General features: G+C 67.6%; 11 protein-coding genes. 6 read left to right on the top strand and 5 right to left on the bottom strand.

All coding sequences use genetic code 11. The features are described 5' to 3' along the window. Positions 1-291: 291 nt before the first annotated feature. Positions 292-1191: an EamA family transporter gene (locus NJH59_RS11930; RefSeq protein WP_253086827.1), complete on the bottom strand. Its 900-nt coding sequence runs from the start codon at positions 1189-1191 to the stop codon at positions 292-294. A 93-nt stretch (positions 1192-1284) separates the two neighbouring features. On the opposite strand from NJH59_RS11930, the gene NJH59_RS11925 reads away from it, so the two are divergent. The 6 genes from NJH59_RS11925 to ssuD (NJH59_RS11900) all read left to right on the top strand — a co-directional run bounded on the left by NJH59_RS11925 (position 1285) and on the right by ssuD (NJH59_RS11900) (position 7562). Then, positions 1285-2067, top strand: a complete 783-nt coding sequence (locus tag NJH59_RS11925) for a helix-turn-helix domain-containing protein (RefSeq protein ID WP_100633017.1) — start codon at positions 1285-1287, stop codon at positions 2065-2067. A 238-nt stretch (positions 2068-2305) separates the two neighbouring features. Next, a complete protein-coding gene (gene msuE / locus NJH59_RS11920; protein ID WP_043864443.1) occupies positions 2306-2884 on the top strand; it encodes an FMN reductase in 579 nt (192 codons plus the stop codon). Then, entirely contained in the window at positions 2881-4026 is a 1146-nt protein-coding gene (gene ssuD / locus NJH59_RS11915) for an FMNH2-dependent alkanesulfonate monooxygenase (protein ID WP_043864442.1), read from the top strand. The genes msuE and ssuD (NJH59_RS11915) overlap by 4 nt, the downstream gene beginning before the upstream one ends. Further along, on the top strand, positions 4023-5213 hold the full coding sequence (locus NJH59_RS11910; RefSeq protein ID WP_043864441.1) for an acyl-CoA dehydrogenase family protein: 1191 nt from the start codon (positions 4023-4025) through the stop codon (positions 5211-5213). Before ssuD (NJH59_RS11915) ends, NJH59_RS11910 begins: the two co-directional genes overlap by 4 nt. A 9-nt stretch (positions 5214-5222) precedes the next feature. Then, the gene (locus NJH59_RS11905) at positions 5223-6323 is read left to right on the top strand and encodes a sigma-54-dependent Fis family transcriptional regulator (protein WP_043864440.1); all 1101 of its coding nucleotides are present in this window, start codon (positions 5223-5225) and stop codon (positions 6321-6323) included. 99 nt (positions 6324-6422) lie between these two features. Next, positions 6423-7562, top strand: coding sequence for an FMNH2-dependent alkanesulfonate monooxygenase (ssuD, locus tag NJH59_RS11900; protein ID WP_043864439.1), 1140 nt, complete (start codon positions 6423-6425; stop codon positions 7560-7562). A 38-nt stretch (positions 7563-7600) separates the two neighbouring features. Here ssuD (NJH59_RS11900) and NJH59_RS11895 read toward each other — a convergent pair whose 3' ends face one another. The 4 genes from NJH59_RS11895 to NJH59_RS11880 all read right to left on the bottom strand — a co-directional run bounded on the left by NJH59_RS11895 (position 7601) and on the right by NJH59_RS11880 (position 11625). Beyond that, a complete protein-coding gene (locus NJH59_RS11895; protein WP_058541401.1) occupies positions 7601-8653 on the bottom strand; it encodes a methionine ABC transporter ATP-binding protein in 1053 nt (350 codons plus the stop codon). A 73-nt stretch (positions 8654-8726) separates the two neighbouring features. Next, positions 8727-9497: a MetQ/NlpA family ABC transporter substrate-binding protein gene (locus NJH59_RS11890; RefSeq protein WP_043864437.1), complete on the bottom strand. Its 771-nt coding sequence runs from the start codon at positions 9495-9497 to the stop codon at positions 8727-8729. Between the two features lie 92 nt (positions 9498-9589). Continuing rightward, positions 9590-10255 carry a methionine ABC transporter permease gene (locus NJH59_RS11885; RefSeq protein WP_054916316.1) on the bottom strand — a complete coding sequence of 222 codons (666 nt, stop codon included), beginning with the start codon at positions 10253-10255 and terminating at the stop codon, positions 9590-9592. Then, positions 10252-11625 (bottom strand): LLM class flavin-dependent oxidoreductase, encoded by a 1374-nt coding sequence (locus NJH59_RS11880; protein WP_123752911.1) that lies wholly within the window; start codon positions 11623-11625, stop codon positions 10252-10254. The genes NJH59_RS11885 and NJH59_RS11880 overlap by 4 nt, the downstream gene beginning before the upstream one ends. Positions 11626-11628: the final 3 nt, after the last annotated feature.

Raw genomic sequence — 11628 nt, 5'->3', positions numbered from 1 at the left:
ACAAAACGCCCGATGCGGTGCATCGGGCGTTTTGAGGCCTATCGGCCTACCTGAACAGGTGTAAACCTATTTCAGGACTAGACATGCGATTTGGGGTTTTGCGTTCAGCGGGGGAGTTTTCTCGCGAACACCTCCGGTCTCTGCCGAGAATTAGTGCCCTATACGACAGTGAATCAGGGACTGCCCAGGTTCTTTTAAGCTGCCTATACGGCAGCTCAGAAACCGCGCGCCCTCACAACGTCATCGGCCTTCGCAAACGTACAGAAAAGCATTCGCCAGCAACGCTGGCTCCTACACACAACCCCGCCGCCCCGCAGAAGCCAGCCTTGCTGGCGAAGAGGGACACCTCACGAGCCCCGCCCCCAGCGCCGCCAGAATCAACCCGATCGAAACCGCCTCGTGCGCATCCACCCGGTGCCCCAGCAGCACCATCGACCCTGCCACCCCGAATACCGGGATCAGCAACGACAACGGCGCCACCTTCGACACCGGATACTCACGCAGCAGCAGGTTCCACCCCCAGTAACAGAAGTGCGTCGCCGCATACACCTGGAACACCAGCGAAAACACCGCCACCCACCCCACCTGCGCAGCCACACCGGTGAACGGCGCGGTGCCATGCATCAGCCAGGTGAGCAGCACCAGCGGCAGCGGTGCGAACAGGCTCGCCCACACCACAAAGGCAAACATCTCGCGCACCTTCGAGCGCTTGATGATGACGTTGCCCACACTCCAGCTGAACGCACTCACCAGCAACAAGCCATAACCCACCACCGAGCCATCGCCGGGCCTGCCATCGATGATGGACACCAGCCCCAGCACTGCCAGCCCCACCCCGACGCCCTGCCCCACGCCAAGGCGTTCGCGAAACAGCAACACGCCCCAACCCAGGGTGAAAAACACACTGAACTGCACCAGCAACGCCGCCGTACCCGGCGGCACGCCCAGCTCGATTCCCAGGTTGATCAACGCCCACATCGCCACGCCAAAGATCAACCCGTACGCGGCCACCCAGCCCAGGCCGACCGCCGGGCGCCGGATGAAGAACACCCACGGCAACGCCGCCAGGGTGAATCGCAACGCCGTCAACAGCAGCGGGTCAATCGCGGCCAGGCCGAGCTTGGTGATGGGAAAGTTGAACCCCCACACCGCCGTCACCAGCACGGCCAGGGCCAGATGTTTCTTTTGCATGGCGTACCTATCCCGAAAGTCAGGGCGCCACTATGCGCAATGAGCACACTGGCTCGCTTGCACTATCAGGTCATAGATCATTAAATTCGGGCCATGCGCGAAATCGACATCGACCCCTATGAACACACCCCCCGCGACGCCGTGGTCACGGCCAACGACTATGGCGACGGGCAGCACTTTGCCTTGCATACCCATCAGCGTGGGCAGTTCGCCTATGCGGCCTGCGGGGTGATCACGGTGTTCACCCGCCAGGGCAACTGGGTGGTGCCGCCGCAGCGGGCCATCTGGGTGCCCGCAGGCGTGCCCCACGAGATGAGCATGAACGGCCCGGTGACGATGCTGAACACCTATGTGCGCCAGCCTGCCGCCACCCGCCTCGGCCTGCCCGAACACTGCCAGGTGTTCGGTGTGTCGACGCTGCTGCGCCAACTGCTGCTGGGCGCCCGGGATGTGCCGGCGCTGTATGCCGAAGGCAGCCGCGAGGGCTACCTGATGAACCTGCTGCTGCACGAGATTGCCGACATGCCGGCGCTGTCGCTGAATGCACCGCTGCCCAGCGAACCCAGGCTCGCCCTGGCCTGCCAGCACTTGCTGGCACAGCCCTCGCTAGATACAGGGATCGATGACATGGCCCGCCAGGTGGGCATGAGCCGGCGCACCTTCACCCGGCTGTTTCGCCAGCACACCGGCATCAGCTTCGTGGCATGGCGACAGCAGGCATGCCTGATGGCGGCGGTGGTGCGCCTGGGCAATGGCGAGGCGATCACGCGGGTGGCGACGGACCTTGGCTACAGCAGCCCCAGTGCGTTCACCAGTGTGTTCCGGCGCGTGCTGGGCGCGGCGCCCAGCCAGTACTTCGCCAACGCGGTAAGTTGATGCAACACGATTCGCTGCAACCCAAGCAGTAGCGCGCCAGGCCTACACAGACAGCCAACTGTCTGCCCAGCAACTGTTGCCCCAGCAACAGCCAGCCAACAAAAACCTCCCGCACCAACACCATTGCCACCTCACTACCGCGCCAGGCCCAGCAAAAACGGGGCCTGCGACTGTGGTACGGCTCTTGCTCAAGCCTGGGTAACGCTCTGAGCGCAGGGCCACACCACAGGACGCACACATGACCGCAGCACTCAAGGTCGTCGCCGTTTCCGGCGGCGCCTATCGCCCCTCACGCACCCTGGCACTGACCGAGGCGATCGTCGCCGAGCTGGGCAAGCACCTGCACATCGACGCCCAGCTCATCGAGCTGAGCGAGATCGCCCGCCCGGTAGGCGGCGCCCTGTCGCGCGCCGAACTGCCGGCCACGGTCGAACAGCAGCTGCAGGCTATCGAGCATGCCGACCTGCTGATCGTTGCCTCGCCGGTTTACCGCGGCTCCTACCCCGGCCTGCTCAAGCACCTGTTCGACCTGGTGGGCCAGGACAGCCTGATCGACACCCCGGTGCTGCTGGCCGCCACCGGTGGCAGCCCGCTGCATGCGCTGGTGATCGACCACCAGCTGCGCCCGCTGTTCAGCTTCTTCCAGGCGCTGACCCTGCCCATCGGCGTGTATGGCAGCGAAGGCGACCTGCAGAACTACCAGGTCAGCAGCCCGGTGCTGCAAGCCCGTGTCAGCCTGGCCGCCGAGCGTGCCGCACCGTTCTTCGCCGCCCACGCCCACAGCCAGCGCAAGCTCGCCAGCGGGGCCGAACGATGAACGTGTTCTGGTTCCTGCCCACCCACGGCGACGGTCATTTCCTCGGCACCAGCGACGGCGCGCGCCCGGTCACCCTCAACTACCTCAAGCAGATCGCCCAGGCCGCCGATGGCCTGGGCTACCACGGCGTGCTGATCCCCACCGGCCGCTCGTGCGAGGACTCCTGGGTGGTCGCCTCGGCCCTGGCGCCGCTGACCGAACGCCTGCGCTACCTGGTGGCAATACGCCCCGGCATCATCTCGCCCACCGTGTCGGCGCGCATGACCGCCACCCTGGACCGCCTGTCCGGCGGGCGCCTGCTGATCAACGTGGTCACCGGCGGCGACCCCGACGAGAACCGCGGCGACGGCATCCACCTCAGCCACAGCGAACGCTACGAGGTCACCGACGAGTTCCTGCGTATCTGGCGCCGCGTGCTGCAAGGCGAGTCGGTGGATTTCGAGGGCAAGCACTTCAAGGTCGAGAACGCCAAGGCGCTCTACCCACCGGTACAAAAGCCCTACCCGCCGCTGTACTTCGGTGGCTCGTCCGACGCCGCCCATGACCTGGCCGCCGAACAGCTGGACGTGTACCTCACCTGGGGCGAACCGCCCGCCGCCGTCGCCGAGAAGATCGCCGATGTGCGCGCCCGCGCCGCCAGGCACGGGCGCACGGTGAAGTTCGGCATCCGCCTGCACGTGATCGTGCGCGAAACCGCCGAAGAGGCCTGGCAGGCCGCCGACCGCCTGATCGCGCACATCAGCGACGACACCATCGCCGCGGCGCAACAGTCCTTCGCGCGCTTCGACTCCGAGGGCCAACGGCGCATGGCTGCCCTGCACGGCGGTCGCCGCGACCAGCTGGAGATCGCCCCCAACCTGTGGGCCGGTGTGGGCCTGGTACGGGGCGGCGCCGGCACCGCGCTGGTGGGCGACCCGCAACAGGTGGCCGCGCGCATCAAGGAATACGCCGACCTGGGCATCGAAAGCTTCATCTTCTCCGGCTACCCCCACCTGGAGGAAGCCTACCGCTTCGCCGAGCTGGTGTTCCCGCTGCTGCCAGAACCCTACGCCAGCCTAGCCGGGCGCGGCGTCACCAACCTGACCGGGCCGTTCGGCGAAATGATCGCCAACGATGTGCTGCCCAAGGCGCAGACCGCATGAGTGCCAAGCAACCGGAACCCACCCTGCTCAGCCCGCTGCAGACCGCGCGCGCGCTGGCCGCCGAGTTCGCACTGACCGCCGCCGAACGCGACGAGCGCGGCGGCACACCCAAGGCCGAGCGTGACGCCATTCGCCACAGCGGCCTCTTGGCCCTGAGCATTCCCACGCAGTTCGGCGGCATGGGCGCCAGCTGGGGCGAAACCCTGAACATCGTGCGCGAGTTCGCCCGGGTCGACAGCTCCATCGCCCACGTGTTCGGCTTCCAGCACCTGATGCTGGCCACCGTGCGCCTGTTCTCCAGCCCCGACCAGTGGCAGCCCTGGTTCGAGCAGACCGCCCGCAAGAACTGGTTCTGGGGCAACGCCCTGAACCCGCTCGACACCCGCACCGTGGTCAAGAAGTACGACGGCTGGCGCGAATTCTCGGGCAAGAAGAGCTTCTGCTCCGGCGCCAGCGACTCGGAAATGCTGATCGCCTCGGCGGTGGATGAAAGCGCCGGCGGCAAGTTGCTGATCGCCGCCATCCCCACGGCACGTACCGGCATCACCCTGCATGGCGACTGGAACAACATGGGCCAGCGCCAGACCGACAGCGGCAGCGCCACCTTCGAGCGCGTGCGCGTCGAGGAATCCGAACTGCTGCTCGACCCCGGCCCGCTGAGCACTCCGTTCGCCTGCCTGCGCCCGCTGATCGCGCAACTGCACTTTGCGCACATCTTCCTCGGCATCGCCGAAGGTGCGCTGGAAGAGGCACGCCAGTACACGCTCAAGGAAGGGCGACCGTGGTTCAAGTCCAATGCCCGGCACGTCAGCGAAGACCCGTACATCCTGCGCCACTACGGCGACTTCTGGGTGGGCCTGGAAGGCGTTCGGCTGCTGGCCGAACGCGCCTGCAACCAGCTCGACGAAGCCTGGCACAAGGGCCCCACGCTGAGCAGCGACGAGCGCGGGCAACTGGCGCTGTCCATCGCCGCGGCCAAGGTGGCGGCCACCCGCACCGGCCTGGACCTGTGCAACCGCCTGTTCGAAGTGACCGGCGCGCGCGCCACGCATGCCTCGCTGCGCTTCGATCGCTACTGGCGCAACCTGCGCACCCAGACCCTGCACGACCCGGTGGACTACAAGGTCCACGAGCTGGGTGACTGGGCCCTGAACCGGACGGTACCCGCCCCGTCCTTCTACTCCTGAGGGCTGCCCATGCACCTGTTGACGCTCCCGCCATCGCCAACCCTGGCCACCTCGATCAGGGCCACCGCACAGGTGTTCGAAGACCCGAGGTCGCAGGCGCTGCTCGCCCACCTGCAGCAGGTCGCGCCGAGTGAGGCCAGCGTGCTGATCATTGGCGAAACCGGTACGGGCAAGGAGCTGGTGGCGCGACATATCCACAACCTCAGCCGGCGCCACCACGGGCCGTTCGTGGCGGTCAACTGCGGGGCGTTCTCCGAGTCGCTGGTCGAGGCCGAACTGTTCGGCCACGAAAAGGGCGCCTTCACCGGCGCCCTGGCGTCCAAGGCCGGCTGGTTCGAGGAAGCCGACGGCGGCACGCTGTTTCTCGACGAGATCGGCGACCTGCCGATGGCCATCCAGGTCAAGCTGCTGCGCGTGCTGCAGGAGCGCGAAGTGGTGCGCCTGGGGTCGCGCAAGAGCATCCCGATCAACGTGCGCGTGCTGGCCGCCACCAACGTGCAGCTGGAAAAGGCGATCAACGCCGGGCACTTTCGCGAAGACCTGTTCTACCGCCTCAACGTGGTCAGCCTGCAGCTGTACCCGCTGCGCGAGCGCCCCGGCGATATCCTGCCGCTGACCCGCCACTTCATGGCCAGCTACAGCGCCCGCCTGGGCTATGGCGATGTGCAGTTGAGCAGCGAGGCCGAGCACAAGCTGGCCAGCTACGACTGGCCGGGCAACATCCGCGAGCTGGAAAACGTCATCCACCACACCCTGCTGATCTGCCATGACGGCGTGATCCAGCAGGACGACCTGCGCCTGTCCAACCTGCGCATCGAGCGGCCCGAGGGCACACCCGCCCCGGACACATCCGCCAACGCCCTGTTGCAGCGCGCGTTTCAGAAGCTGTTCGAAGAAGAGCACGGCGCGCTGCATGAAAAGGTCGAGGAGGCGCTGCTGCGCAGTGCCTACCGCTTCTGCCACTACAACCAGGTGCACACCGCGCGCCTGCTGGGCCTGAGCCGCAACGTCACCCGTGCCCTGCTGATCCGCATCGGCGAACTGGTGGTGAACAAGCGCCAGCCGCCACCGGAGCCGAACGCCACACGCGTCATCAACCTGTCGATCTGACCCAGACTTGCCCAAGCAAGCAGCGACTTCACCCACCTTGCGTTGCACGCCGTCCCGGCCGGGGCGGTGGCCCATTCTTCCTGCAACGAGCACCCCACCATGAGCCTCGATATCTTCTGGTTTCTGCCCACCTCCGGCGACACCCGCTACCTCGGCCACTCCGCCAGCGGGCGCCCGGCCACCAACGCCTACATGCGCCAGATTGCCGTGGCCGCCGAGAACCTCGGCTATGACGGCATCCTCATCCCCACCGGCAGCAGCTGCCTCGACCCCTGGGTCACCGCCGCCAGCCTGGTGCCGGTGACCCACCGCCTCAAGCTGCTGGTGGCCCTGCGCACCTCGCTGGGCAACCCCACCGCGTCGGCGCGCCAGGCCGCCACCCTCGACCAGGCCAGCGGCGGACGCCTGCTGCTCAACGTGGTGCCCGGCGGCGATGCCACCGAGCTGGCCGCCGATGGCGTGTTTCTCGCGCACGACCAGCGCTACGACGCCGCCGACGAATTCCTCACCGTGTGGCGCCAACTGCTCAGTGGCGAACGGGTCGACTTTCACGGCGAGCACCTGCGGGTGGAGGGCGCGCAAAACTTCTTCGCGCCGGTGCAGACGCCCTACCCGCCGCTGTACTTCGGTGGCTCGTCAGCCGCCGCGCACGAGCTGGCGGCCAGGCATGTGGACGCCTACCTGACCTGGGGCGAGCCACCCGCCGCGGTGGCCGAAAAGATCGCCGACGTGCGCGCCCGTGCCGCCCGCCACGGGCGCACGGTGCAGTTTGGCGTGCGCCTGCATGTGATCGTGCGTGAAACCAGTGAACAGGCCTGGGCGGCGGCCGAGGAACTGATCAGCCACCTGGACGAGGCCACCATCGCCGCCGCACAGGCCAACTACGCCAGCATGGATTCCGAAGGCCAGCGGCGCATGGCCGCGCTGCACGGCGGGCGCCGCGACCGACTGGAAGTCTCGCCCAACCTGTGGGCCGGGGTCGGCCTGGTGCGTGGCGGCGCCGGCACCGCACTGGTCGGCGACCCGGCCACGGTGGCGGCACGGCTGCAGGAGTACGTCGCCCTGGGCGTGGACCGCTTCGTGCTGTCGGGCTACCCGCACCTGGAGGAAGCCTACCGCTTCGCCGAACTGGTGTTCCCGCTGCTGCCCGGCAAAAGCAAGGTGACGGTGGATGGCGCCTTCACCGGGGGCGCCTTCGACGTGCGTGCCGGCCAGGCCAGGCCCGCCGCCAGCCAGTAACGGGCAGGGCCCGGGCTACCCGGTGCAGGCGGGTCGGCTCAGGCCCGTGCGGCCACCCGCTCGACGCTGTCGGCCACTGTGCGGGCCTGCTGCAGCACCTGCGCACACACCTGTTCAGGGGCCTCCACGCGCACGCGCAGACGGCCAAGGATACGCCCCTGGATACGCTCGATATTGGCCTGCACCAGGTGGGTCGGGTAACCCAGTGCCGCGCTGATCGCGCTCAGCTCCGGCGCCTGGCCACGGGCCCCGGTGTAATGCAGGTCGAGCAGCCAGTCGCCGGCGCTGGCTGGGGCCAGGTCATGGGCGCCGCCAGGGTGCAGGGTGCGCAGCAGGGTGCGGGTCACCTCGTGGCACGGGCAGCCGAACACCCGCCACACCTCGCCCTGCTCCACCACCTCGCCCGCCTCCAGCACCACCACGCGGTCGCACAGCTCGCGGATCACTTCCATCTCGTGGGTAATCAGCACGATGGTCAGGTTCAGGCGCCGGTTGATATCGCGTAGCAACGCCAGAATCGACTGGGTGCTTTGCGGGTCCAGCGCCGAGGTCGCCTCGTCGCACAGCAGCAGGTCGGGCTGCAGCACCAGCGCCCGGGCGATGCCGACGCGCTGTTTCTGGCCACCGGACAGCTGTGCGGGGAAGGCATCGCGCTTGTCCTCCAGGCCCACCAGTTGCAGCATCTCGCTCACCCGCCGCTCGCGCTCGGCGCGGCCAATGCCGGCCAGCTTGAGCGGCAGGCCGATGTTCTCGCCGACGGTTTTCACCGACATCAGGTTGAAGTGCTGGAAGATCATGCCGGTGCGCTGGCGCTGGCGGGCCAGTTGCGCGGTGTCGTAGCCGGCGATGTCCTCGCCGTCGATCAGCACCTGGCCGTTGCTGGGTTGCTCCAGGCGGTTGAGCGAACGCAGCAGCGACGACTTGCCCGCGCCGCTGCGCCCGATGATGCCGAACACCTCGCCCCGGCGTATCTCCAGGTTGATGTCGCGCAGCGCATGCACAGTGCGCTCGCGCCCCGGGTACTGCTTGCCGAGCCCCACCAGGCGGATATGCACGGCGCCTGCCAGCGGCTGTTGATTGAAACTGACCATGGATCAAGGCCTGCCCTGCGAAGGATGCGATTCGACCAAGGCCCGCGCTGTCGCCAGCGCGGGCCACCGGGGCTCAGAAGCCGGGCACTATCTGGCCCTTGTAGCGGGTCAGGATGAAGTCGCGCACCTGTGGCGAGTTCAGCGCCTTGGCCAGCTTCTGGATGCGCGGGTCATCGATGTTGTCGGGGCGCGCGACCAGGTACTCCACGTAAAGGTCCTTGCCCTTCTCCACGATCAGCGCGCTGCTGGTATCGATGCCCGCCTCCAGCGCGTAGTTGGCGAAGACGAACGCCAGGTCCACCTGGTTCACCGCACGGGCCAGCAGCGCGCCTTCGAGTTCGCGAATCTTCAGGTGCCTTGGGTTGGCCGCGATGTCGCGCTGGGTCGCCAGGGTGTTGCTCGGGTCCTTGAGGGTGAGCAGCCCGGCTTCGTGCAGCAGCACCAGGGCACGCCCGGCGTTGACCGGGTCGTTGGGGATGGCGACGCTGGCGCCGTCCTTGAGCTCGGCGATGCTCCTGATGCGGGTGGAGTACGCACCGAAAGGCTCGATGTGCACGCCCACCACCGGCACCAGGTCGGTCTTGCGGGTGGCGTTGAATTCGTCGAGGAACGGCCGGTACTGGTAGTAGTTGGCGTCCAAGTTCTTCTCGGCCAGTTGCAGGTTGGGCTGGATGAAATCGCTGAACACCTTGATGTCCAGGTCCACGCCTTCGGCCGCCAGCGCCGGTTTGACGAACTCGAGGATCTCGGCATGCGGCACCGGGGTGGCGCCCACCACCAGTTTCTCGTTGGCGTGCGCCGACAGCGACAGCACGGCGGCCAGTACGGCCAGGGTCTTCTTCATGGGCTTGCTCCTGAACAGGTAGAACATTGGCCGCCGTGGGATACGTGGGCCGGCGGCAGCGAAACCCGGCTGCCGCTGACGGGAAACACAATTCAACGCCGGGTGAAGCGCCGCACCAGGCGGTCGCCACTCACCTGCAGCACCTGTACCAGTACGATCAGCAGCAGCACGGTCACCACCATCACGTCGGTCTGGAAGCGCTGGTAGCCGAAGCGGATCGCCAGGTCGCCCAGGCCGCCGCCGCCGACCACCCCGGCCATCGCCGTGTAGTCCACCAGCACGATGGCGGTCACCGTCACCGCCGCGATCAGGCCGGTGCGCGCCTCGGGCAGCACGGTGTGCCACACGATCTGCCAGGTGCTGCCACCCATCGACTGGGTGGCCTCCACCAGGCCGCGGTCGACCTCGCGCAGGGCGATTTCCACCAGCCGCGCAAAGAACGGCGTACAGCCGATCACCAGCGGCGGTATGGCGCCGGGCACGCCCAGCGAAGTACCGGCCACCACCTGGGTGAGCGGGATCAGCACAATCAGCAGGATGATGAACGGCATCGAACGCAGCACGTTCACCACCACCGACAGCACGCGGTACACCAGCGGCGAGGCCAGCAACTGGCGCTGGCCGGTGAGGTACAGCAGCACCCCCAGCGGCAGCCCCATCAGCACCGTGAAACCCAGCGCTACGCCGAGCATGCTCAAGGTGTCGAGGCAGGCCTGGCCCACCTCGGGCCAGTTGACATGGGCCAGCAGCTCGCTCATTGCCCAGCGCCCCTGCGCAGCGCGGCGGCCGGGTGCGGCGCGCCCAGCCGGTCACCTGCGTCGAACAGCTTGTTGCGCAGCGTGCCCGGGGCGTAATCGCGCTTGAACAGGCCACGGGCCTGCAGCTCGGGCACCAGCAGGTCGACCACCGCCTCGAAGGTTTCCGGGGCCACCACGCTGGCCAGGTTGAAGCCGTCCACGTCGGTCTCTTGCACCCATTCCTGCAACTGGTCGGCCACCGTCTGCGCCGAGCCCACCAGTACCGGGCCGTCACCACCGATGGCGCAATAGTCGGCAATTTCGGCGGTGGTCCAGGTGCGGCTGGGGTCGGCACGGGTGAAGGCTTCCACCGCCGACTGGATCGCATCGCTCTGCACTTCGCGCAGCACCTGGTCGCTCTGGTACTGGGCGAAGTCGATGCCGGTCCAGCCCGACATCAGCGTCAGCGCACCGCTGGCGCTGGCGTACTCGCGGTACTCGCGCAGGCGCGCCAGGGCCTGTTCATCGGTGGGGGCGACAATCACCGTAAGCTGCTCCAGCACCAGGATATCGCCCGGTGCGCGGCCGGCCGCCACCGCCGCAGCGCGCACCTGCGCCACCTGGTTCTTGAGCACCGTCTTGCTCGGCGCAGCAACGAACACGCACTCGGCGTTGGCCGCCGCAAACGCCCTGCCGCGCGTCGAAGCACCGGCCTGGTACAGCACCGGGGTGCGCTGGGGCGAAGGCTCGCACAGGTGAAAGCCCGGTACCTGGAAGAACTCGCCCTGGTGGCCGATGCCGTGCACCTTGGCCGGGTCGGCATACACCCCGCTGGCGCGGTCGGCGCGCACGGCGTCGTCTTCCCAGCTGGCCTCCCACAGTTTGTAGCAGACCTGCAGGTACTCCTCGGCCAGGGCGTAGCGCTGGTCATGCGACAGCTGCTCGCGCTGGCCAAGGTTGCGCGCCCCGCTGGAAAGGTACGAGGTGACGATATTCCAGCCGGCGCGGCCACGGGTCAGGTGGTCGAGCGTGGACATGCGCCGGGCAAACGGGTACGGGTGCTCGAACGACACCGAGGCGGTCACGCCAAACCCCAGGTGCTCGGTGACGGCGGCCATGGCCGGCACCAGCTGCAGCGGGTCGTTGACCGGCACCTGCGCAGCCGTACGCAGCGCCTCGTCGGCGTTGCCGCCGTACACGTCGTAGGCGCCCAGCACATCGGCGATGAACAGCCCGTCGATCTTGCCGCGCTCCAGGGTCCTGGCCAGCTCGGTCCAGTAGTGGATGTCGGTGTAGCGCGTGGCCTGGTCACGCGGATGGCGCCACAAGCCCGGCGACAGGTGGCCGACGGTGTTCATGGCAAAGGCATTGAGGCGTATCTGCTTGGGCATGGT

This window comes from Pseudomonas sp. VE 267-6A, from assembly GCF_024126555.1.
Classification (GTDB): Bacteria; Pseudomonadota; Gammaproteobacteria; order Pseudomonadales; family Pseudomonadaceae; genus Aquipseudomonas; species Aquipseudomonas palmensis.
This window is presented reverse-complemented; position numbering and strand designations above follow the sequence as displayed.

Bases quoted from the DNA above. Each gene is read 5' to 3' on its own strand.
- ssuD (WP_043864442.1), top strand. From the start codon at position 2,881: ATGAACGTGTTCTGGTTCCTGCCCACCCACGGCGACGGTCATTTCCTC.
- NJH59_RS11885 (WP_054916316.1), bottom strand. From the start codon at position 10,255: ATGAGCGAGCTGCTGGCCCATGTCAACTGGCCCGAGGTGGGCCAGGCC.
- NJH59_RS11925 (WP_100633017.1), top strand. From the start codon at position 1,285: ATGCGCGAAATCGACATCGACCCCTATGAACACACCCCCCGCGACGCC.
- NJH59_RS11880 (WP_123752911.1), bottom strand. From the start codon at position 11,625: ATGCCCAAGCAGATACGCCTCAATGCCTTTGCCATGAACACCGTCGGC.
- NJH59_RS11895 (WP_058541401.1), bottom strand. From the start codon at position 8,653: ATGGTCAGTTTCAATCAACAGCCGCTGGCAGGCGCCGTGCATATCCGC.
- NJH59_RS11930 (WP_253086827.1), bottom strand. From the start codon at position 1,191: ATGCAAAAGAAACATCTGGCCCTGGCCGTGCTGGTGACGGCGGTGTGG.
- NJH59_RS11905 (WP_043864440.1), top strand. From the start codon at position 5,223: ATGCACCTGTTGACGCTCCCGCCATCGCCAACCCTGGCCACCTCGATC.
- NJH59_RS11890 (WP_043864437.1), bottom strand. From the start codon at position 9,497: ATGAAGAAGACCCTGGCCGTACTGGCCGCCGTGCTGTCGCTGTCGGCG.
- ssuD (WP_043864439.1), top strand. From the start codon at position 6,423: ATGAGCCTCGATATCTTCTGGTTTCTGCCCACCTCCGGCGACACCCGC.
- NJH59_RS11910 (WP_043864441.1), top strand. From the start codon at position 4,023: ATGAGTGCCAAGCAACCGGAACCCACCCTGCTCAGCCCGCTGCAGACC.
- msuE (WP_043864443.1), top strand. From the start codon at position 2,306: ATGACCGCAGCACTCAAGGTCGTCGCCGTTTCCGGCGGCGCCTATCGC.